Below are 22,297 nucleotides of genomic sequence, written 5' to 3'. Positions count from 1 at the left end.
TCGCTCGCTACGCGCGCGGCGATCGGAAAATTCCGTCGACGCATGGCGCGCACGCCGGGAAACCAGAGGTTGGCGAACCGACCCTATAGGTGTATAACTAGAACCTATCGAATTCACCGCACTGATTGGTCCCCTAATGACGCTCACCGAACTGAAATACATCGTGGCGGTTGCCCGCGAGCGGCACTTCGGCCGGGCCGCCGAAGCGTGTTTCGTCAGCCAGCCGACGTTGTCGGTCGCGATCAAGAAGCTTGAAGACGAGTTGAACGTGCAGATTTTCGAGCGCGGCACCAGTGAAGTTAGCGTCACGCCGATCGGCGAACAGATCGTCACGCAGGCTCAGCGCGTGCTCGAACAGACGCTCGCGATCAAGGAAATCGCCAAGCAGGGCAAGGACCCGCTGGTCGGGCCGCTGCGCCTGGGCGTGATCTACACGATCGGGCCGTACCTGCTGCCCACGCTCGTCAAGCAGATGATCAAGCGCGTCCCGCAGATGCCGCTGATGCTGCAGGAAAATTACACGCTCAAGCTGATCGAACTGCTCAAGCAGGGCGAAATCGACGTGGCCATCATGGCGCTGCCTTTTCCCGAAACGGGTCTGATGCTGCGCCCGCTGTACGACGAGCCGTTCGTCGTCGCGCTGCCGTCCGGCCACGCGTGGGAGAACCGCAAGAAAATCGACGCCGACGATCTGAAGCAGGAAACCATGCTGCTGCTCGGCAGCGGCCATTGCTTCCGTGACCACGTGCTGGGCGTATGCCCGGAGCTGATGCGTTTTTCGCAGAACGCGGACGGTATCCAGAAGACCTTCGAAGGCTCGTCGCTGGAGACCATTCGCCATATGGTCGCGAGCGGCGTCGGCATTACCGTGCTGCCGCGCATGTCGGTGCACGAGGTCAAGCCGCATGCGGCCGGCATCGACGCCGGCCTGCTCAGCTACGTCGCGTTCGACGAACCCGTGCCGGATCGGCGCGTCGTGCTCGCGTGGCGCAAGAGCTTCACGCGCATGCCAGCGATCGACGCCATTTGCGACGCGATCGCCGCCTGCGATCTGCCGGGCGTGAAGAAGCTCGATCTGCCGGTCGCGCTTAACTAGGCAACGCCGCGCCTTTTCTACTTCTCCCGCTTCTTCGGCTCTATCTCCGTCCGCTAGCTGGCGCCGCATCATGCGCCGGCTGCCGGGCGCATCGGCGCGCGCGCGCGTGGCGTCGGGGAAGTCCAAGCGCCTATTGAATAGATATAATTAATCAAACACTATATTTCAATAGTATTGATATAGTTTCCTCCATGGATCGCTCGATCCCTTATTCGATAAGGCTCAGGAGGAAATCATGACGCAGCCGAACCCGCAGCAAATCCACGCGCTCGTCGCGCAATCGGTCGGCGCTGGCGCTGTCCGCGTGAGCGCGCCGGCGCCGAGCATGCGCACCGTCGCGTTGTCGTTGCTGGTCGATCGGGCCTTGTCCGCATGACGCACGGCTCCCGGCATCTATGCCGCGCTGCCCCCTCGATCACTCACGATAAAAAACCACGCAGGAGTTACGCATGTCCGAACGCACGCTCACCAACGCTGCCGGCGCACCCGTCGTCGATAACCAGAATTCGATGACCGCCGGCGCGCGCGGCCCGGTCGTTCTGCAAGACGTCTGGCTGCTCGAAAAGCTCGCTCACTTCGATCGCGAAGTGATTCCCGAGCGCCGCGTTCACGCCAAAGGCTCGGGCGCCTTCGGCACGCTGAAGGTCACGCACGACATCTCGCGCTACACGAAGGCGAAAGTGTTTGCGGCAGTCGGCAAGGAAACGGCGCTGTTCATGCGCTTTTCGACGGTGGCGGGCGAGCGCGGCGCGGCCGACGCGGAACGCGACGTGCGCGGCTTCTCGATCAAGTTCTATACGGAAGAGGGCAACTGGGACGTGGTCGGCAATAACACACCGGTGTTCTTCATTCGCGATCCGCTGAAGTTTCCGGACTTCATCCACACGCAAAAGCGCGACCCGTACACGAACATGCGCAGCAACGTCGCCGCGTGGGACTTCTGGTCGCGTCATCCGGAGTCGTTGCATCAGGTGACGATTCTGATGAGCGACCGTGGCATCCCGAAGAACTACCGGCAGATGCATGGCTTCGGCTCGCACACGTACTCGTTCATCAACGCGAACAACGAACGCTTCTGGGTGAAGTTCCACTTCAAGTCGATGCAGGGCATCGAGAACTTCACCGATGCCGAAGCGGCGCAGGTCGTCGCGCAAGACCGTGAAAGCGCGCAGCGCGATCTGATCGGCAACATCGACGCCGGCAATTTCCCGAAGTGGCGCTTCGCGATTCAGGTGATGCCGGAGGCGGACGCGGCGAAGTATCGCTTCAATCCGTTCGACATCACGAAGGTGTGGTCGCAGAAGGACTATCCGCTGATCGACGTCGGCACGATCGAACTCAACCGCAACGCGGCGAACTATTTCGCGGACGTCGAACAGGCCGCGTTCACGCCGGCGAATGTGGTGCCGGGCATCGGCTTCTCGCCGGACCGTCTGTTGCAAGGGCGCCTGTTCTCGTACGGCGACACGCAACGCTACCGCCTCGGCATCAATCACCATCAGATTCCGGTGAACGCGTCGCGCGTGCCGAACCCGCATTCGTTCCATCGCGACGGCGCGATGCGCACGGATGGCAATCTCGGCGGCAACGTGAACTACGAGCCAAACCGTTTCGGCGATTTCGCGCAGGACCCGAGCGCGTCGGAGCCACCGCTGGCGGCGGGCACGGTGGACCGCTACGACCATCGCGCGGACGACGACTACTACACGCAGCCGGGCATGCTGTTCGCGCTGTTCGACGCGGCACAGCGTGAGCGTCTGTTCGGCAACATCGCGCGGCATATCAACGGCGTGCCGCAGGAGATCGTCGCGCGTCAGATCGAGCATTTCCGCCGCGCCGACCCGGCGTATGCGGAAGGCGTGATCGCCGCGCTGGCCGAACTCGCGGAAACCAGCAGAAAGTGAGCAACGGTGGTTGAAGCAATGCAGCAGAGCGGGGCGCATCGGCGTCCCGCTGGTATCGATATGAATCGCGGGAGTACGATCATGATTCAGATGATGATGGCCACGCTGGGCGGCTCGCCGGCCGCACGCGGCGCGCAATGGCAGCAGGCATTCAGAATGCGCAAGGCAATGGGTTTCGTGATCGTCGCGAGCGGGTGGGCGGTGATCGTCGCGCAGGCGTTGCAGCACACGCTGGGCGGCTGATCGCAGCCTGGCCGTCGCTGCGGCAAGTGGCCATGCGTCACGCGAACGCAGCGAATTTCCAGGCTAAACTGTCGAGCGTTCGATGTTTCGCGTTTGCCTCGCGCAAACCGTCACTTTGCCGACCGGTTCGTATCACTCTTCGAAGGAGTCATCATGGCCAAGAAAGAACCCGCAGCCGTACAGCACGTCAATATCGGAATCAGCGACAAGGATCGCAAGAAAATTGCAGATGGTCTGTCGCGTTTGCTCGCCGACACCTACACGTTGTACCTGAAGACCCACAACTTCCACTGGAACGTGACGGGCCCGATGTTCAACACGCTGCACCTGATGTTCGAAACGCAATACACCGAACTGGCGCTCGCGGTCGATTCGATCGCTGAACGGATTCGCGCGCTGGGCGTGCATGCGCCGGGCAGCTACAAGGATTTCGCGAAACTGTCGTCGATTCCGGAAGCGGACGGCGTGCCGGCCGCGGAAGAAATGATCCGCCAACTGGTGGAAGGCCAGGAAGCCGTGGTGCGTACCGCACGCGCGATCTTCCCGTCGACGGAAGCCGCGAACGACGAACCGACCGCCGACCTGCTGACGCAACGCATGCAAACGCACGAAAAGACCGCGTGGATGCTGCGCTCGATGCTCGCCTGAGCGTTGCCACGTCGCTAACGAGTCGCTTCATGCAGGCGCCGGCGTTGCATCGGCAGCACTGAAATGAAATGACACAGAGCCTCCCTTTGCGGGAGGCTTTTTTGTTTGTGTCGCCGGTGACGACCGGTGCGAATGAGTGGCGTGGTCGACGCCGCGCCCGCGCGCAAGCTGTCTCCCGCGCACATCCCGTAAAATAGCCGCACCGTCTTCGCCCATCATCGACTTCACCGAATCCGCCCATGTTTGCCCGACTTCCGTTGTATCTGCGCCTCGTGCGCATGGACAAGCCGATCGGCAGCCTGCTGCTGTTGTGGCCGACGCTCAACGCGCTGTGGATCGCCTCCGACGGTCATCCGTCCTGGCCGTTACTGGTGATCTTCACCTTGGGCACGGTGCTGATGCGCTCGGCGGGCTGCGCGATCAACGACTATGCGGATCGCGATTTCGATCGCTTCGTGAAGCGCACCGAGAACCGGCCGATCACGTCGGGCAAGATCAAGGCATGGGAAGCAGTCGCGCTGGCCGCGGGTTTGTCGTTGCTGGCGTTTCTGCTGATCCTGCCGCTCAATACGTTGACCAAGGAGCTGTCGGTGGCGGCGCTATTCGTCGCCGGATCGTATCCGTTCACCAAGCGTTTCTTTGCAATTCCGCAGGCGTATCTCGGCATTGCGTTCGGCTTCGGCATTCCGATGGCGTTCGCCGCGATTCAGGATCACGTGCCGATGCTCGCCTGGGTGATGCTGCTGGCCAATGTGTTCTGGTCGGTCGCATACGACACCGAATATGCGATGGTCGATCGCGACGACGACATCAAGATCGGCATCCGCACCTCGGCGCTGACGTTCGGCCGCTTCGATGTGGCCGCGATCATGCTGTGCTATGCGGTGACGCTGGGGATTTATGTCGGCATCGGCGTGATGCTCGGTTTCGGCGTGCTGTACTGGCTGGGATGGGCAGCCGCGGCGGGCTGCGCGATCTATCACTACACGCTGATCCGCAACCGCGACCGGATGGCGTGCTTCGCCGCGTTCCGGCATAACAACTGGCTCGGCGGCGCGTTGTTTGTCGGGATTGCCGCGCATTACGCGGTGGCTTCGTTCTGATTTCGGCGCAAGACCTGCCTGGGGCGCGGCCTGTTGGTACCGCACTGCCGCGGCTTTTTTCAGCGGCGCGCCGCGTCGTTTCAATGCCGTCGCGCTACTTGGGCACGCCTTCAGATAGCGTGGACGCAGCCTCGATTCACACCCTGGCGCCGCGTCCTGCGGCGTAATTCCTTTCTCGCTCGCTGAGAGTTTGACGTCGCAAGCGCAAGCGAGCGCCGCGCCGTCAAACGACCCTCACTGCTTGCCGAACTCGTCGCCCATTTCCTTCGCGCGCGCATCGGCGGCGAGCGCGCCGCGCACGATCGCGTCCTTGATGCCGCTCGCGTCGAACGACGTCAGCGCGGCCGCAGTCGTGCCTCCCTTCGATGTCACGCGTTCGCGCAGCACGCTCGGCGGCTCGTCGGAATTCGCCGCGAGTTGCGCCGCGCCGGTGAAGGTCGCGACGGCCAGCGCGCGGCCTTGCGCTTCATCCATGCCGAGCTGGCGCGCGGCTTCCTGCAACGCTTCGATGAAATAGAACACGTAGGCCGGGCCGCTGCCCGAAATCGCGGTGACCGCGTCGATCTTCGCTTCGTCGTCGAACCAGACCGTTTCGCCGACCGCGCCGAGCACCTGCGACGCGAGCGCGCGGCCCGCTTCGTCGACGGTAGGGGTGGCGACGAGACCGGTCACGCCCATGCCGATCAGCGCTGGCGTATTCGGCATCACGCGCACGATGCGGCCGTGGCCGTTCAGCCAGCGCGACATGTCGCCCATACGGATGCCCGCGACGATGCTGATCGCCAGTTGCGACGCCTGCAGATGCGGCGCGAGCGCCTCGGCGACACTCTTCAGAATCTGCGGCTTCACTGCCAGCACGACCGCGTCGTATTCGGCGAGCGCGCTGTCAGCGGCCGCACCCGTGCGGATGCCGAATCGCTGCTCATTGCGCTTGCGCGCGTCTTCGTTGGGATCGATCGCGTAGAGGTCCGTAGGGGCGATGCCGCGCTTGATGAGGCCGCCGATCAACGCTGCGGCCATATTGCCGCCGCCGATAAAAGCAATTTTCATGATGTTCGGATGAGTTTCGATGAAGAGCCCGTACGGGCTCGGAAAAAATCAGCGAGCGTAATCCCGCGCGCCGAAGATCGCGGTGCCGACGCGCACGATCGTCGCGCCTTCGAGCACAGCCGCTTCGAGGTCGCTCGACATGCCCATCGACAGCGTATCGAGTTCGAGACCGTCGTTGCACAGCCGCTCGAACAACTCGCGCAACTGACGATGCGGCGCACGTTGTGCGTCGAGGTCGCCGGCCGGTTCGGGAATCGACATGAGTCCGCGCAGATTCAGTTTCGGCAGCGCGGCGATCTGCTGCGCGACTTCGACCGCCTCGGGAATGCTGACGCCGCTCTTGGAGGTCTCGCCGCTGACGTTCACCTGCAGGCAAACGTTCAGCGGCGGCAGATGGTCGGGGCGTTGCTCGGAAAGCCGCTGCGCGATCTTCAGGCGATCGACCGAATGCACCCAGTCAAACTGCTCGGCGACCGGCCGCGTCTTGTTCGATTGCAACGGCCCGATGAAATGCCATTCGAGCGACGCGCGCAAATCGGCGAGCGACTCGATCTTGGCAAGCGACTCCTGCACGTAGTTCTCGCCGAATGCGCGCTGGCCGGCGGCGTGCGCGGCGCGCACGTCGTCGGCGGGGAAGGTCTTCGAGACCGCGAGCAGCGTGACCGAACGCGCATCGCGTCCGGCCGCCTGCGCCGCCGCGGCGATGCGCTGCCGCACCGCTTCGAGGTTGTGAATCAGATCGGGCATGGAACGGAACCGGTGGTTCAGAAAAGCGATGGCCCGATTATACGGACAGCATGTGCTCGACCAATTCGATCCAATGCGCGACCGGCGTCGACGTGCCGCTTTGCAGATGCGCAATGCAGCCGACGTTCGCCGACACGATGACCTGCGGCTCCTGAGCCTGCAATCGTTCGAGCTTCTGATCGCGCAGCGCGTAAGAGAGCTTGGGCTGCGTCAGCGAGTAAGTGCCGGCCGAGCCGCAGCAAAGATGACTGTCGGCGGGCAGGCGCACTTCGACGCCGAGCGCGGCGAGCAGATGTTCGACCTTGCCGCGCACCTGCTGGCCATGCTGCAGCGTGCAGGGCGGATGAAACGCCACGGTATGCACCGAGCGGCGTCGCGTGACGGCGGTGAGCGCTTCCTCGAACTCGGGCAGGATCTCCGAAATGTCGCGCGTCAATTCGACGATGCGGCGCGCCTTCTCCGCATATGCCGGATCGTGGCGCAACAGGTGGGCATATTCCTTGACGGTCGCGCCGCAGCCGGACGCGTTCATCACGATCGCCTCGGCGCCCTGTTCGACGTAGGGCCACCATGCGTCGATGTTGGCGCGCAGATCGTCCAGCGCCTCGTCGTTGTAGCCCAGGTGCAAACGGATCGCGCCGCAGCAGCCGGCATCCGGTGCGACTACCGTTTCGATGCCGAGCGCATCGAGCACACGCGCGGTCGCGATGTTCACGTTCGGCATCATCGACGGTTGCACGCAACCCGCGAGCATCAGCATCTTGCGCTCATGTTTCGCGCTCGGCCATTCGAGCGGACGCTGCCGCGCGGGCACCTTGTCGCGCAGTTTCTTCGGCAGCACGCGGCGGAAATGCTGACCGAGACGCATGGTCGGCGTGAAGATCGCGCTGTTCGGGACGACGCTCGCCAGCAGCCGCCGCACCAGACGCTGACCGAGCGGGCGCGTGACTTTTTCTTCGGTGAGCTTACGACCGATTTCGACCAGTCGGCCGTATTGCACGCCGGAAGGGCAGGTCGATTCGCAATTGCGGCAGGTGAGGCAGCGGTCGAGGTGAATCTGGGTACTGCGCGTGACCGGCGCGCCTTCCACCATCTGCTTGATCAGATAGATGCGCCCGCGCGGACCGTCGAGTTCGTCGCCGAGCAACTGGTAGGTCGGGCAGGTGGCCGTGCAGAAACCGCAATGCACGCAATTGCGCAGAATGGCGTCGGCCTCGTCGCCATCGGGCGTATTGCGAATGAAGTCCGCGAGGTTGGTTTGCATCGCGTCGCTCAGAAGTCGGAGTAGAGACGGCCGCGATTGAAGATGCGGGCCGGGTCGAAAGCGCTTTTCAGGCCGCGATGAATTTTCATCAGCGGCGCGGGCAGCGGCGTGAACACACCGGCGCTGCGGTCGTAACCGTGGCCCGTGCGGAAGATCGTGGCATGACCGCCGGCCTGCTTCGCGCTGATGCGCACGGTTTGCGCGTCGGTGTCGGTGATCCACCAGCGCTGGCCGCCGCCCCATTCCATCAGCTGCGCGCCGGGCAGTTGCAGCGGCTCGGTGATCGATGGCAACGCTAGACGCCAGAGCGCGGCCTTCGGCGGAATCGCGGCGAAGAACGAATCGGTCTGCTCGCGCAGGCCGGCCCAGAAACGTTCGGCTTCAACCGCATCGACGACTTCGCCGCCGAGCGACGTGCGTGCCGACTTGACCGCCGCTTCGGCGCCCGCGAGGCGCACCGCGAGCGTGCCGTGACGCCACGCGCTCGCGGTGATCGGCAGCGGCCGGCCGCCCCATTCATTGAGCTTACGGACCGCGTCCGTGCCGTTCATGTCGAACTTCAGCGTGGCTTCGGCCTGCGGCAGAGGCAGCACTTTGACGGACAGTTCGAGGATCAAGCCGAGCGTGCCGAGCGAGCCGGCCATCAAACGCGAGACGTCATAACCGGCGACGTTCTTCACCACCTGACCGCCGAAATGCAGCTTCTGTCCCTGACCGTTCATGATGACCGCGCCGAGCACGAAGTCGCGCGCCGCGCCTGCGGCAGGGCGGCGCGGCCCGGCGATGCCCGCCGCGATGCAGCCGCCGAAGGTGGCCTGCGGCCCGAAGTGAGGCGGCTCGAAGGCGAGCATCTGATGATGTTCGGCGAGCGCGGCTTCGATCTCCAGCAGGGGCGTGCCCGCGCGCGCCGTGATGACCAGTTCCGCCGGATCGTACGCGATGATGCCGCGATAAGCGCGCGTGTCGAGGATGTCACCTTCCAGCGTCTGACCATACCAGTCTTTGGTGCCGCCGCCACGGATGCGCAACGCGCGTCCCTCGGCGCTGGCGGAACGCACGCGTTCCGACCATACGGCGACGATGTCGTCCTCTTCCATGGTGTCCTGCTTCGTTGTGTTTCGTTTGATTGTACCGGGCGGGGGCTCGCTGGCAACCCGGAGCGGACCCGCATCCGACAATCAGGGTGAGGAAGGACAAGCGCTGCCGCAGCGGCGTGGCCAGGCGGCGCCGTGCGGGGCTAGAAGCGCGGCAGCTCGGGGTGCGGCAGCAGGCCGCCGCGTATGTGCATCTTGCCGTACTCGGCGCAGCGCGCTCGCGTGGGAATGCCCTTGTCCGGATTGAGGAGGCCGGGCGCGTCGAAGGCTCGCTTGACCGCGTGGAACGTGTCGCGCTCTTCCGGCGAAAACTGCACGCACATCGAGTTGATCTTCTCGATGCCGACGCCATGCTCGCCCGTCACCGTGCCGCCCAGTTCGACGCACGCTTCGAGGATGTCGGAACCAAATGCTTCCGCGCGATGCCACTCATCCTGATCGTTGCCGTTGAAGAGGATCAGCGGATGCATGTTGCCGTCGCCCGCATGGAACACGTTGATGCAGCGCAGGCGGTAGGTTTGCTCCATCGCTTCGATGCGCGCGAGCAGCGGGCCGATACTGCGGCGCGGCACGGTGCCGTCCATGCAGTAGTAGTCGGGCGAGATGCGGCCGGCGGCCGGAAACGCGTTCTTGCGGCCGGACCAGAAGCGCAGCCGTTCGGCTTCCGAGCGTGAAATCTGGATGCGCGTCGCGCCCTGTTCGCGCAGCACCGCGGTCATGCGTACGATTTCGTCGGCGACTTCCTCGGGCGTACCGTCCGATTCGCACAGCAGGATCGCCGCCGCGTCGAGGTCGTAGCCCGCTTTGACGAATTCCTCGACGGCGCGCGTGGCCGGTTTGTCCATCATCTCCAGGCCCGCCGGAATGATGCCCGCCGCGATGATGCCGGCGACCGCTTCGCCGCCTTTCACGACGTCGTCGAAACTGGCCATGATGACCTGCGCGGTTTGCGGCTTCGGAATCAGCTTGACGGTGACTTCGGTGACGATCGCGAACATGCCCTCGCTGCCGATCAGCACCGCGAGCAGATCGAGGCCAGGCGCATCCGGCGCGAGCGAGCCGAATTCGACGATCTCGCCTTCCATCGTCACCGCGCGCACGCGCAACACGTTGTGCACGGTGAGGCCGTATTTGAGGCAATGCACGCCGCCGGAATTCTCCGACACGTTGCCGCCGATCGTGCATGCGATCTGCGACGACGGGTCCGGCGCGTAGTACAGACCATACGGCGCTGCGGCTTCGGAGATCGACAGGTTGCGCACGCCCGGCTGCACCGTGGCGGTTCGCGCGTACGAGTCGACTTCGACGATCTTCCTGAAACGCGCGAGCGACACCACCACGCCGTGCCGGATCGGCATTGCGCCGCCGGACAGACCGGTGCCCGCGCCGCGCGGCACGATCGGCACGTCGAGCCGATGGCAGATCTGCACGATGCGCTGCACCTGGGACTCGGTCTCCGGCAACGCGACCGCGAGCGGCAAACGCCGGTACGCGGCGAGTCCGTCGCATTCGTAGGCGACGGTGTCTTCCTCGCGATACAACAGACAGTGGGTCGGCAACACGGCCATCAGCGCCTGCACGACTTCGCGCTGGCGCTGGGCGAGTACTTCAGCCGTCAGTTCAGCGGGTGCGTTCATGTGACTTGTCTCCTCGTGCCTTTCGCCAAACTTGCTCGTATTTCGAGCAGTGCTGTTTCCGAAGCCGGCGCGGCGGCCGTTGCCGATGTCGTTGACTTTGCTGTTGCAGCGTGGCCGCGCTGGATCATGGCTATGTCGTCACTCAAGCAGCCCAGGAAAAGATCTTGCCCGGGTTCATCAGGTTGTGTGGATCGAGCGCGTGCTTGATCGAACGCATCGTGTCGACGGCGACGTCGCCATGTTCTTCGAGCAGGAAGCCCATCTTGTGCAGGCCGACGCCGTGCTCGCCGGTGCAGGTGCCGTCCATGCGCAGCGCGCGTTGCACGATGCGATGGTTCAGACGCTCGGCCTCGGCGAGTTCTTCCGGCTTGTCCGGGTCGATCAGGATCGCGACGTGGAAGTTGCCGTCGCCGACGTGGCCGACGATCGGGCAGGGCAGCGGCGACGCCTTCAGGTCCTGCTCCGTTTCCACCACGCATTCGGCGAGGCGGGAGATCGGCACGCAGACGTCGGTGGTGACCGCGCGGCTGCCGGGCTTCAATTGCAGCATCGCGAAATAGGCGTTGTGACGCGCGTTCCACAGACGGCTGCGGTCTTCCGGGCGGGTCGCCCATTCGAAGCCTTCGCCGGCATTTTGCGCGGCGATCTCCTGGACCAGTTCGGCCTGCTCTTTCACGCCGGCCTCGGTGCCGTGGAATTCGAAGAACAGCGTGGGCGCCTCGCGCAGCGTCAGATTCGAATGGCGGTTGATCGAGCGGATCGCGAGCGAGTCGACGAATTCGACGCGCGCAATCGGCACGCCGATCTGGATCGTTTCGATGACCGCGCGCACCGCATCGCCCATCGACGGAAAAGTACAGACCGCCGCCGACACCGCTTCCGGTTGCGGATAAAGGCGCACGGTGATTTCGGTGATCACGCCGAGCGTGCCCTCCGAGCCGACGAACAGACGCGTCAGGTCATAACCCGCCGACGACTTACGCGCCCGCGTACCGGTCTTGATGACTCGGCCGTCCGCCAGCACGACGGTCAGGCCGAGCACGTTCTCGCGCATCGTGCCGTAACGCACGGCGTTGGTGCCCGACGCGCGCGTGGCCGACATGCCGCCGATGCTCGCGTCCGCGCCCGGGTCGATCGGAAAGAACAGGCCCGTGTCGCGCAGCGCTTCGTTCAGTTGCTTGCGCGAGATGCCGGGCTCGACGGTGACGGTGAGGTCTTCGGCGTTGATCGACAACACACGGTTCGTTTCCGACAGGTCGATCGACACGCCGCCTTGCACGGCGAGCAGATGTCCTTCGAGCGACGAGCCGTTGCCGTATGGAATGATCGGCACGTTGTACTGGCCGCACAGTTTGACGACGGCCTGCACGTCTTCCGTGGTGCGCGCGAAGACGACGGCGTCAGGCAGTTGAGGGTCGAACGGCGATTCGTCGCGGCCATGATGGGCGCGCACGGCTTCGGCAACCGACACGCGTTCGCCGAAGGTGGCTTTGAGCGCGTCCAGCAGCTCGGCGGGAAACGGCCGGCGCAGCGGGGCCGGTGGCACGGGATGGTTCACGCTTGTCTCCAGATATTTTGGGGCAGAGCTGGTTTGCAGCAGGTGTTTCATTTTACGCCGATCGCCCGCGAGCCGGCGTCAGGACGGCCACCGCTCCTATAATGGCGGCGACTTCACGATGCGCGCAATATGGATAAACGCGGTGGCCCGACGGCTTGTTCGCACCATGCTGCAGCGACGCATCGCCACCAATGGACGGGAGACATCATGGGCAACCGCTTGAGCAAGATCGCGACTCGTACGGGCGACGACGGCACCACCGGTCTCGGCGACGGGCGCCGTGTGCGCAAAGACAGCGCGCGCATTGCCGCGATCGGCGACGTCGACGAACTCAATTCGAACCTCGGCGTGCTGTTGTGCGAAACGCTGCCCGAGAGCGTGCGCGCGGCGCTGGTTGCGATTCAGCATGACCTGTTCGATCTCGGCGGCGAACTCTGCATTCCCGGCCACACGATGATCACCGACCGGCATCTCGCGCAGCTCGACGACTGGCTCGCCGACTACAACGCGGCATTGCCGCCGCTGAAAGAATTCATTCTGCCGGGCGGCTCTCGTGCGGCGGCGCTTGCGCATGTGTGCCGCACCATTTGCCGCCGTGCCGAGCGGGCGATCGTGGCGTTGGGAGAACATGAAGCGATTAACGCGGCGCCGCGTCAATACGTGAACCGGTTATCCGACCTGCTGTTCGTGCTCGCGCGTGTGCTCAATCGCGCTGACGGCGGCACCGACGTGCTGTGGCAGCACGATCGCAACGCAAGCTAGCGCGCGTTAGCCTACGGCCAGCGTGACCGGCTTGCCGATGCGGCTCATCATTTCGACCAGCGTGTCGATGGTGAACTTGGCGGTTTTCTTGTTGACCACGTCGGATACGCGCGGACGCGACACCATCAGAATTTCTGCCGCTTCGGCCTGCTTCAGATGATGTTGTTCGATCCAGGTGGAGAGCTCGGTCATCAGTTGCTCTTTCAGCAGCCGCGTGTCGTTGATCTGCTTTTGCGAGGCGGCGTGCAGACGCTTCGCCTCGGCGGCTGAAAAGCCCAGTTCGAGGAACAGATTGGCGCCAGGCTTCGTTACGTGACGAATTTTGGTGTCGATCGTCATTTGTTAAGGTTTCCTATCATTGATGATGGCGCGGTAACGCGTCTCGGCAATCTTTCTGTCGTGCGGCCCAAGCTTCTGGGTTTTCTTCTGGAAGCAATGCAGCACGTACAGCGCTTCGACGTACTTGGTCACATACATCACGCGAAAAATGCCGTCAGGGTCTCTGATGCGAATTTCGCGCGTTCCGGCGCCGATAGAGTCAAACGGTTTCCAGTCGTCAGGGTCGAGCCCTGCCTGAATCTTGCCGAGTTGAAACCCTGCGCAACGACGTGGTTCTTCGGGAAAGGCGAGTAAATCGCGATAGCTGGAACCCAACCAGCGAATTTCTTTTTCCTGCTCCATGACTGCCTTTCGTGTACAAAATCTTATACGTAACATTCCGCCCGGTCAAGTCGTACACGACAGGGCGATGAGTTGTTACGTTACAGAGGCGGCTCATGAAGCACCATTCGTCCGTTCGGCTAAAAAAAACCCGGCTCGAATTGAGCCGGGTTTTTTTGCGGACCTGCCTGAAGCAATCGGGCAGCGCTTTAGTTGCCGCTGCCGCGCGCAACGCGTCGTTGCTTGACCGACTCGGCGAGACCTTCGAGCACGGCGACGCTTTCGTCCCAGCCGATGCACGCGTCGGTGATGCTCTGGCCGTACGTCAGCGCGCAACCTTCCTGCAGATCCTGGCGGCCCGCCACCAGGTGCGATTCCACCATCACGCCGACAATCCGTTCGTCGCCCGAAGCAATCTGGCGGCCGATGTCCGCGCACACCGGAATCTGATTCTCGTGCTTCTTCGAGCTGTTCGCGTGGCTTGCGTCGATCATCAGCCGCGCCGCGAGACCGGCCTTGCCGATATCCGCGCAGGCAGCGTTGACGCTGTCCGCGTCGTAGTTCGGCGTTTTGCCGCCACGCAGGATGATGTGGCAGTCTTCATTGCCGGCCGTCGACACGATCGCCGAATGACCGCCCTTGGTGACCGACAGGAAATGGTGCGGCTGCGACGCGGCTTTGATAGCGTCGACCGCGATCTTCACGTTGCCATCCGTGCCGTTCTTGAAGCCGACCGGGCACGACAGCCCCGAAGCCAGTTCGCGGTGGACCTGCGATTCGGTGGTGCGCGCGCCGATCGCACCCCACGAGATCAGATCGGCGATGTATTGCGGGCTGATCATGTCGAGGTATTCGGTGCCGGCCGGCAGGCCCAGTTCGTTGATACGCAACAGCAGCTCGCGTGCGGTGCGCAGGCCGTCGTTGATCTTGAAGCTGTTGTCCATGTGCGGGTCGTTGATGAGACCCTTCCAGCCGACCGTCGTGCGCGGCTTTTCGAAGTACACGCGCATCACGATTTCGAGTTCGCCGGCGAAACGCTTGCGTTGCTCGATCAGGCGCCCGGCGTATTCCATCGCCGCTTTCGGATCGTGAATCGAGCACGGCCCGATGATGACGATCAGACGGTCTTCCATGCCGTGCAGAATGCGATGCATCGCGTTGCGCGAGTTGTAGATCACGTCGGACACCGATTCGTCGCAGGCGAATTCGCGGATCAGGTGAGCGGGCGGCGTGAGTTCTTTCAATTCGCGAATGCGGACATCGTCGGTATTGTGCGGGGGCATGTTGTTCTCCTGAATCGGTTCGTAGCGTGTTCGCGCGGGCAACGAAGGTTGCGATGCCAGAGCGCGCGACAATCAATAAATGTTCAACGGCGAAAGTGTCGGATGAGGTTCAAAAGCGTGAGGCGAAAAAAAACCGCCAGGCTGGGCTGGCGGTTTTTCGGGAATTCCTGGTGTCCTGCGTGCACTAACACCCCTCTCGATCCGCCAGCGGTCTGAGATACCAAAAAAAGTAAAAGTAAAACTTGGCGGACATGACGAAATGAGGTCGCTGGTCAAAAAGGGTGAGTGACTTTATAACCCGCTCAGGCTCGGTTGACAAGCGGAGGGGTGCAAAAATGCGGAAAATCCGCATACTTCGCGCATATTGCGCACGAAGTATGCGTTTGCTGCAAAATCAGGCAGTGCCGCCCACGGTCATCCGGTCGATGCGCAGCGTCGGCTGGCCGACGCCCACCGGCACGCTCTGGCCTTCCTTGCCGCACACGCCGACGCCCGAGTCGAGCTTCATGTCGTTGCCGATCATGCTGACGTACTTGAGCGATTCCGGACCGCTGCCGATCAGCGTCGCGCCCTTGACCGGGTATGTGATCTTGCCGTTTTCGATCATGTACGCCTCGGAGGCCGAGAACACGAACTTGCCGTTCGTGATGTCGACCTGGCCGCCGCCGAAGTTCACCGCGTACAAGCCGTTCTTCACCGACGCGAGAATTTCCTGCGGGTCCTTGTCGCCGTTGAGCATGTACGTGTTGGTCATGCGCGGCATTGGCAGCGCCGCGTACGACTCGCGACGCGCGTTGCCGGTGACGGGCATCTTCATCAGGCGCGCGTTCAGCGTGTCCTGGATGTAGCCCTTCAGGATGCCGTCCTCGATCAGGGTCGTGCACTGGGTCGGGTTGCCTTCGTCGTCGATATTGAGCGAGCCGCGACGGTTCGGCAGCGTGCCGTCGTCGACCACCGTGACGCCCTTAGCGGCGACCTGTTCGCCGATACGTCCCGCGAACGCCGACGAGCCCTTGCGGTTGAAGTCGCCTTCGAGGCCGTGGCCGATTGCTTCGTGCAGCAGCACGCCGGGCCAGCCCGGTCCGAGCACGACGGTCATCGCGCCGGCCGGCGCCGGACGCGCGTCGAGATTCACCAGCGCCGCGTGCACGGCGTCGTCGACGTAGCGCGACAGCACTTCGTCGGTGAAATAGCCATAGTCGAAACGCCCGCCGCCGCCGCCGCTGCCGATTTCGCGGCGGCCGTTCTGCTCGGCGATCACCGTGACCGACACACGTACGAGCGGACGGATGTCGGCCGCGAGGGCGCCGTCGCTGCGCGCCACCAGCACCACGTCGTACTCGCCGGCGAGGCCCGCCATCACCTGCTGGATGCGCGGATCGCGCCCGCGCGCCATCTTTTCGATGCGCTCGAGCAGCTTGACCTTGGCGGTTGCGTCGAGCGAATGGAGCGGATCGGAGGGCAGATACAGATCGCGCCCGGCGATGCCGGTCAGCGAAGTGGCCGCCTTGATCTTCTGCTTGCCGCCGCCCGCCTTGGCGATCGAACGGGTGGCGAGCGCCGCCTGACGAATCGCCTCGGGCGACAGATCGTCCGAGTACGCGAAAGCGGTGCGATCGCCCGACACGGCGCGCACGCCGACGCCCTGGTCGATGCTGAAGCTGCCCGATTTCACGATGCCTTCTTCGAGACTCCACGCTTCGCTGCGCGTGTACTGGAAGTACAGGTCCGCGTAGTCGATCTTGTGCGTGAAGATTTCGGCGAGCGTGCGGGTGAGCAGGGATTCGTCGAGACCGTAGGGCGTCAGGAGGATGTCCTTGGCGGTGGCGAGATTACGGATACCGGGTTCGATGATGTTCATGCGAAGTATGTTCTGCTCGATACGGAGGATTCGGTTAGCGCCCGAGTCACGCTAGGTGCGTGCGGGGCGCCGCAGTTTCAATGTCGTTTCAACTGAGCACACGATGACGCCAGGCGGGCAGGCTCTGTCGCACTTCGTCGATGCGCGCACGCTCGAGATTGCCGGCGACCACGCCGGCGCCTTCATCGCGCACCGCGACGACTTCGCCCCACGGGTCGATCAGCATGCTGTGGCCCCAGGTCCGGCGGCCGTTTTCGTGTTTGCCGCCTTGCGCCGCGGCCAGCACGTAACACTGGTTTTCGACCGCCCGGGCGCGCAACAGCATTTCCCAATGCGCGCGGCCGGTGGTGTAAGTGAAGGCGGACGGCACCACGATCAGCGCGCAATCGCCCATGCGCCGGTACAGCTCCGGAAAGCGCAGATCGTAGCAGACCGACAGACCCACGCGGCCGAACGGTGCCTCGAAGCTGCGGACCTCGCCGCCGGGGCGGATGGTGCGCGCCTCGTCGAACGACTCCTCGCCCTTCTCGAAGTTGAACAGGTGAATCTTGTCGTAGCGCGCGGCTTCGTTGCCTTGCGGATCGAACACCAGCGTGGTGTTCAACACGCGCGACGCTTCCGGCGCGGTGATCGGCAGCGTGCCGCCGATCACCCAGATTTTGTGGCGGCGCGCGGCATCGGCGAGAAAACGCTGGATCGGGCCGTCCCGATAGGCTTCGCGCACGGCCAGCTTGTCCGTGTCTTTGAATCCCATGAAGCAGAAGTATTCGGGCAGCAGGACGAGTTGCGCGCCGTCGGCGGCGGCTTCGGCGATCAGGCGCCCGGCTTCGGCGAGATTGCGCTCGCGGTCCGGCGTGCTCACCATCTGCAGCGCGGCGATCCGGAAAATGCTGGCGAGGGAACCGCTGGAGTGCGCGGCGGACGGCGATGGAGAGACGTGTGTTTCGCTCATGAGCGTTTCGAAGAACTCCCGGCAAGGCGGGCGGCGCGAACCGCTGACGCCAATTACGTCGATAACGTCGTTCAGGGCTGGCTGGAGCCGCCGTCGCGGCACTGGGGCGTTCGGCCGGCCGAACGGGCAAACAGAACGCCGGAAAAACTCAGTGCGCTTCCACGGTCGAAGCCGGAGCGTCCATCTTACCGCGATCGCCCGTCACCCGCTCGACGTGCGGTTTCGACCACGAACCGGTGATCGCATACTCGCGCGCGAACACGTGCGAGACCGAGTGGGTGAGCGCCAGATCGGCCACCAGCGCGCCGAGGCCGAACAGTGGGTTGATGACCGCCGCGGCGATCACCGCGGCGCCCGCGCTGACGGTCGGCGTGACATGCAGATGCATGTCCTGGGTCTTCTGCGCGAGGTCGACGGAGCCCTTCATGTCGACGCGCGCCGGCGCGGTCACCATCCTGAAGTTGTCCGTGCGGCCGATGCCGTTGTGAATCTGCGCGGTGGCCGTGACGCTCGAGAACGGCAGCCCCTCGCCGATTACATCGCGGAAATCCAGCGTGGCGATGCGCGCAAGGCTTTGCAGGCTGAGCACGCCCAGCAGCGTGGCGACACCTGGGTCGATCTTGAGGATCTGGCCGTGGCGCAGGTCCCCGGCCAGATTGCCGTTGAGCGTCGGAAAGTCGATCGCGGCTGGCGCGCCGAGCCACATCATCTTGCCCGACAGCGAACCGGTGCCGCCCTTGATCGTGCGCGGCAGGCCGAAGCGTTCGACCAGCCCGCCGGCGTCCTTCACGTCCAGCTTGAAATCGACCACGGTGCGGCGCGGCAACGCTTCGTCGGCGACGCTGCCCAGCTCCGTCGAGGTGCGCCAGTTCGCGGTGGCGGTGAGCGTCGCGGCGGGATTCGTGATGTCGAGTTTGTCGAGCTGCCAGACCGGCACGCCGTCTTCCTCGAAGTTGTGCGCGTCCACTTCGAGGCGGCCGATGTCGCGGTCGCGCACGATCAGCTCGTTGACCACCAGATCGATCGATGGCATGTTCTGCGCCGGCGCCGACATCGCCGGGCCGAGCATATCCTTGTCCTCGACCGACGGAATCACGACGCGCGCAAAGCGCGCCTGCAGCGCGCCCGGCGAATCGCGGGTGACGCCCGGCAGCCACGACACGTGGCCGGACACCTGGTTCGACGCGATGTTCGCCTGCCATTTGCCGTCCGCATGCGACGCGCCGACCACCACGCTGTCCCAGTGGCGCTTGAGCAGCGTCAACGTGTCGATGTGCAGCGCGAAGCGGTTCGGCAGGAATTGCGTGACGGCCGGATTCGGCGGGGCGGGGGCGGCCGCCGGGGCCGGCGGCGTCGCGGACGCGGCGGGCGCGCTCTGGGTGCGCATCTGCGCGGCGAGCGCTCGCCACGCGTCGGCGTCGAACACCGGCACGTCGACGGCGGCGACCACGCCTTCCGACGGCAGGTCGGCGGGCCGGTTCACGCCGATCGCGCCGCGCACCACCGTCGGCATCGCTTTCGGCTGATAGCGCAGCAGATACGCGGCGGCGACCGGTCCGAAGGTCAGGTCGGCGCGCTCCAGTCCGGCCTCGCCCGGCGTCGCGGACGGCCTGACGGCGAAGTGCAGCGGCATCGGCGTGCCGGCCTCCTTGTTGAAGGGCGCGGGGAAGTCGAGCGCGAGGCCGGTCAGGTCCGAGTTCGCGCTCACTTCCGGCAAGCTGCCTTTAGCGCCGCGCACGTTCAGCGCGTACGGCGCGGTGCCGCTCAGGCGCGCCAGCACCTGCGCGGCCGGGCCATGCAGATCGAGGCCGCGCGCGGCATCGACGGCGATATGGCCGCCCAGCGCCAGCGCGTAGGTGCCGTCCTGCCGCAGGCCGCCGTTCGCGTGCACGTCGCCGCCGAGGAATTGCCCCGAAAGCCGGTCGACCTGCGCCGTGCGCTCGGTGAAGCGCACCCGGCCGTTCAGCTGTGACAGCGGCGGCACGTGCGGCACGCTCAGCCGGTTGTTCATGAAGCCGACCGCGCCTTCCACGCCGATATGCGGCTTCGGCGTACGCGGCACCGTCAGCTTGAGCGCGAGCGACGCGGGCCCTTCGGCGCGAATCTTCTCGGTCTGGTGGCGGGCCATGATGCCGAGTGAACTGCCGTTCACGTAGTCGAGCATGTCGGCGAGCGGCCCGCGGCCGTTGCCCTGGATGATGAGTTTCGACTCGCGGGTGCCGAGGTCGTCGATCCGGCCGTTGACGCCGGTCAGCGCGACGCGCCGGTAGCGTCCGCGCTCGATATCGAAGCGCATCACGTTCTGCTTGAGTTCGAACACGCCGTCGATGCCGTCGAGCGGCGGCCACACGTTCGGCGTGCCGTTCCTCATGTTGCGCGGCGGGTAGGGCGAAGGATCGAACTTGCCGCCCCTGAACGGCGCGACGATATGAAAGATGCCGGCGTCGGGATCGCGCGAATAGGGGAATTTGGTCAGGTCGCCGTGCACTTCGATCGTCGCACCGTGCGACACGCCGGCCTGCAGCCCGTGGCCGAGGTAGATGCGCAGCTTCTCGCTGATGCTGGTCGGCAGATAGCGGACGATGCGCGTCACCTGGGCGCGCTGGAAGTCGGCCTTCAGGTCCAGCGAGCCGCGGCCGTGGCCGGGGTTGCTGTAGTTGGCGCTTGCGGTGGCCGCGACGTCCGCGTTCGAGACGGCGAAATCGGCCAGCTTCACGGCGAACCCCGGGCGCGCCTCGCCGGGCGCCTTCGGCGTGATGGTCCAGTCGGCTCGGCCGTGCAGACGATCGAGCTTCAGGCGCGGATCGTCGAACACGCCTGGCAACGTAATCGCCACGTTGGACGTGTCGAGGAGCGCGCTGCCGTGGTTTTCGTCGGCGTCGACGCTGCCCCACAGATTTTCGATGCCCGGGATGCCCGCGCGCGGGTGATTGCGCGGGGTGAGCCCCGGCCCCGGTTCCTGAGCGGCCACGCTGATGCCCTGCAGATCGCCCTTGAAGCGATAACGCTCGATCGGCTCCGCGCCGTTCGAGCGGCGATCGCCGCCCACTTGACCGGACTCCGGCTTGCCGCGCTCGACTTCGATCACGTAGTTGGCCATCAGACCGCGCGGATTGAAGCGCACCAGATTATTCAGCAGCTGTCGCGGCAGCGGCAGCGCACGGCTGAATTCCGCGAGAATGCCCAGGTCGACGCGGTCGCCGGTGACGCTCACGAGTTGCCCATGCTGCTGCGACGCCGTCCGGTAGCGCCCATCAAGCTTCGCGAACGCGAGCGTGCGGGTGAGCGGCGTGCCGTCGTCGAGCGGCGGCTGGCCAAGTTCGGCGCGCAGGTCGGTGAGTTGCAGCCGGTAGTCGCCCTGCTCGGCGACGTCGAGATGCCACGAGAAATGAGCGACCGGCAGCAGCAGCTTCGGCTGAGTCGGCCGCACGCGCAGCGCGACGTCGGTGCCGTTCAGTCTGCCGCTCGCCGTCTTCATCCGGCCATCGGCGAAGTCGGCCCAGATCGCGTTGTCGACGCGGCCAGCAAATGTCTCGATCGGGAAATTGATGTAGCGCGCGAGCGTCGGCAGATCGACCGGACCCGTCGACATATACACCTGGCCGGTCCAGTTGATCGGCTTGCCGATGGCGCTGAGCGGCGCGTGCCGGAAATGCGAGCGGAAGTCGATTGGGCCGTGCAGCACCTGGCCGTCGGCGGGCGCCTGCAGTGCGAGCCGGTGGTCGTAGCCGTCGTTCAGGATCGCGATGCGGATGTCGCGCAGCGCGAGTTCGGGCGCCGTGTGTTGCGCGTCGCGCCAGCGCAGCACGCCGCCGCGCAGCACGATCGCCTGCTGGCGCAGGAGCCAGGTGGACAGTGTGTCGTTGCCGCTATGGCGGGTCGGCACCGGCACGCCCGCGACCGACAGCACGCCGTCCGCGTTGCGCGAGACCAGCACGTCGGGCTGCTCGACGATCAGGCTGGAAAGCGCCGGATGAAACTGCCAGAGGGATTTCCATGACACCGTGGCGGTGGCGCGCGGAATCGTCAGCGCGGCGTTGCCTTCATGGTCGCGGATGACGAGGTTGGTGACGTCGACGCCCGGCTGAAAACCGCTCCAATGCGGCGCCAGCTTGCCGATGGTGAACTGCGTGCGCAGCTTCTCGGAAACGATGGCTTCGATGCGCGGGCGGAACGAGTCGACCCGCGGCAGCACCACGTAGCGCAAGCCGAGAAACAGAGCCGTCGCGATGAAATAGAGGACGAGCGCGAGCGTGAGGACCACGCGCAAGGTCCGACGCAGCACGATGTGGTCGTTTCCGCTCACAGGCCGGACCTGCCCGGTTTCGTGCGGGTCGGCGGATTCGTTTCGCTCGGACATGCTGCGGCGGGTGGGCGATATGGTAGTTTTGCGAATTAACGACGAAATGTAACACACGGCAAAGGGTCGGCGGAC

The 22,297-nt window shown here is 64.7% G+C and carries 19 protein-coding genes; 7 read left to right on the top strand and 12 right to left on the bottom strand.

The genetic code is table 11. The features are described from left to right. Positions 1 to 136: 136 nt before the first annotated feature. The 6 genes from BGI01S_RS23035 to ubiA all read left to right on the top strand — a co-directional run bounded on the left by BGI01S_RS23035 (position 137) and on the right by ubiA (position 4,994). Positions 137 to 1,096, top strand: a complete 960-nt coding sequence (locus tag BGI01S_RS23035; protein ID WP_042328395.1) for a LysR substrate-binding domain-containing protein — start codon at positions 137 to 139, stop codon at positions 1,094 to 1,096. A 235-nt stretch (positions 1,097 to 1,331) separates the two neighbouring features. Continuing rightward, positions 1,332 to 1,472, top strand: a complete 141-nt coding sequence (locus tag BGI01S_RS30360; RefSeq protein ID WP_157004254.1) for a hypothetical protein — start codon at positions 1,332 to 1,334, stop codon at positions 1,470 to 1,472. A gap of 73 nt (positions 1,473 to 1,545) precedes the next feature. Continuing rightward, positions 1,546 to 3,000, top strand: coding sequence for a catalase (locus BGI01S_RS23030; protein WP_042328394.1), 1,455 nt, complete (start codon positions 1,546 to 1,548; stop codon positions 2,998 to 3,000). Between the two features lie 81 nt (positions 3,001 to 3,081). After that, the gene (locus BGI01S_RS30645; protein WP_167335674.1) at positions 3,082 to 3,243 is read left to right on the top strand and encodes a hypothetical protein; all 162 of its coding nucleotides are present in this window, start codon (positions 3,082 to 3,084) and stop codon (positions 3,241 to 3,243) included. Positions 3,244 to 3,396: 153 nt separating this feature from the next. Then, positions 3,397 to 3,891, top strand: a complete 495-nt coding sequence (locus BGI01S_RS23020) for a Dps family protein (protein WP_042328392.1) — start codon at positions 3,397 to 3,399, stop codon at positions 3,889 to 3,891. Between the two features lie 239 nt (positions 3,892 to 4,130). Next, complete coding sequence (ubiA, locus tag BGI01S_RS23015) at positions 4,131 to 4,994, top strand: 4-hydroxybenzoate octaprenyltransferase (RefSeq protein WP_042328391.1); 864 nt, start codon at positions 4,131 to 4,133, stop codon at positions 4,992 to 4,994. A 234-nt stretch (positions 4,995 to 5,228) separates the two neighbouring features. Here ubiA and proC read toward each other — a convergent pair whose 3' ends face one another. The 6 genes from proC to BGI01S_RS22985 all read right to left on the bottom strand — a co-directional run bounded on the left by proC (position 5,229) and on the right by BGI01S_RS22985 (position 12,344). Next, positions 5,229 to 6,044 carry a pyrroline-5-carboxylate reductase gene (gene proC, locus BGI01S_RS23010; protein ID WP_042328390.1) on the bottom strand — a complete coding sequence of 272 codons (816 nt, stop codon included), beginning with the start codon at positions 6,042 to 6,044 and terminating at the stop codon, positions 5,229 to 5,231. A 48-nt stretch (positions 6,045 to 6,092) separates the two neighbouring features. Continuing rightward, positions 6,093 to 6,791 (bottom strand): YggS family pyridoxal phosphate-dependent enzyme, encoded by a 699-nt coding sequence (locus tag BGI01S_RS23005; RefSeq protein ID WP_042328389.1) that lies wholly within the window; start codon positions 6,789 to 6,791, stop codon positions 6,093 to 6,095. 37 nt (positions 6,792 to 6,828) lie between these two features. After that, complete coding sequence (gene glcF, locus BGI01S_RS23000; protein WP_042328388.1) at positions 6,829 to 8,055, bottom strand: glycolate oxidase subunit GlcF; 1,227 nt, start codon at positions 8,053 to 8,055, stop codon at positions 6,829 to 6,831. Positions 8,056 to 8,063: 8 nt separating this feature from the next. Next, a complete protein-coding gene (gene glcE, locus BGI01S_RS22995) occupies positions 8,064 to 9,152 on the bottom strand; it encodes a glycolate oxidase subunit GlcE (RefSeq protein WP_042328387.1) in 1,089 nt (362 codons plus the stop codon). Between the two features lie 140 nt (positions 9,153 to 9,292). Beyond that, the gene (locus BGI01S_RS22990; protein WP_042328386.1) at positions 9,293 to 10,786 is read right to left on the bottom strand and encodes an FAD-linked oxidase C-terminal domain-containing protein; all 1,494 of its coding nucleotides are present in this window, start codon (positions 10,784 to 10,786) and stop codon (positions 9,293 to 9,295) included. Between the two features lie 142 nt (positions 10,787 to 10,928). Next, positions 10,929 to 12,344, bottom strand: a complete 1,416-nt coding sequence (locus tag BGI01S_RS22985) for an FAD-linked oxidase C-terminal domain-containing protein (RefSeq protein ID WP_042328385.1) — start codon at positions 12,342 to 12,344, stop codon at positions 10,929 to 10,931. 207 nt (positions 12,345 to 12,551) lie between these two features. On the opposite strand from BGI01S_RS22985, the gene BGI01S_RS22980 reads away from it, so the two are divergent. Then, positions 12,552 to 13,106: a cob(I)yrinic acid a,c-diamide adenosyltransferase gene (locus BGI01S_RS22980; protein WP_042328384.1), complete on the top strand. Its 555-nt coding sequence runs from the start codon at positions 12,552 to 12,554 to the stop codon at positions 13,104 to 13,106. A 6-nt stretch (positions 13,107 to 13,112) separates the two neighbouring features. Here BGI01S_RS22980 and BGI01S_RS22975 read toward each other — a convergent pair whose 3' ends face one another. From BGI01S_RS22975 to BGI01S_RS22950, 6 genes are all read right to left on the bottom strand, one after another. Next, on the bottom strand, positions 13,113 to 13,445 hold the full coding sequence (locus tag BGI01S_RS22975; protein ID WP_042328383.1) for a helix-turn-helix domain-containing protein: 333 nt from the start codon (positions 13,443 to 13,445) through the stop codon (positions 13,113 to 13,115). Between the two features lie 3 nt (positions 13,446 to 13,448). After that, positions 13,449 to 13,787 (bottom strand): type II toxin-antitoxin system RelE/ParE family toxin, encoded by a 339-nt coding sequence (locus BGI01S_RS22970; RefSeq protein WP_042328382.1) that lies wholly within the window; start codon positions 13,785 to 13,787, stop codon positions 13,449 to 13,451. 188 nt (positions 13,788 to 13,975) lie between these two features. Next, positions 13,976 to 15,049 (bottom strand): 3-deoxy-7-phosphoheptulonate synthase AroG, encoded by a 1,074-nt coding sequence (aroG, locus tag BGI01S_RS22965; RefSeq protein WP_042328381.1) that lies wholly within the window; start codon positions 15,047 to 15,049, stop codon positions 13,976 to 13,978. Between the two features lie 394 nt (positions 15,050 to 15,443). Continuing rightward, the gene (gene tldD / locus BGI01S_RS22960; RefSeq protein WP_042328380.1) at positions 15,444 to 16,910 is read right to left on the bottom strand and encodes a metalloprotease TldD; all 1,467 of its coding nucleotides are present in this window, start codon (positions 16,908 to 16,910) and stop codon (positions 15,444 to 15,446) included. A gap of 88 nt (positions 16,911 to 16,998) precedes the next feature. Continuing rightward, positions 16,999 to 17,862, bottom strand: coding sequence for a carbon-nitrogen hydrolase family protein (locus tag BGI01S_RS22955; RefSeq protein ID WP_042328379.1), 864 nt, complete (start codon positions 17,860 to 17,862; stop codon positions 16,999 to 17,001). 148 nt (positions 17,863 to 18,010) lie between these two features. Then, the gene (locus BGI01S_RS22950) at positions 18,011 to 22,222 is read right to left on the bottom strand and encodes a YhdP family protein (RefSeq protein WP_042328378.1); all 4,212 of its coding nucleotides are present in this window, start codon (positions 22,220 to 22,222) and stop codon (positions 18,011 to 18,013) included. Positions 22,223 to 22,297 lie beyond the last annotated feature (75 nt).

Source organism: Paraburkholderia ginsengisoli NBRC 100965 (genome assembly GCF_000739735.1).
In the GTDB taxonomy this organism is placed as follows: Bacteria; Pseudomonadota; Gammaproteobacteria; order Burkholderiales; family Burkholderiaceae; genus Paraburkholderia; species Paraburkholderia ginsengisoli.
This window is presented reverse-complemented; position numbering and strand designations above follow the sequence as displayed.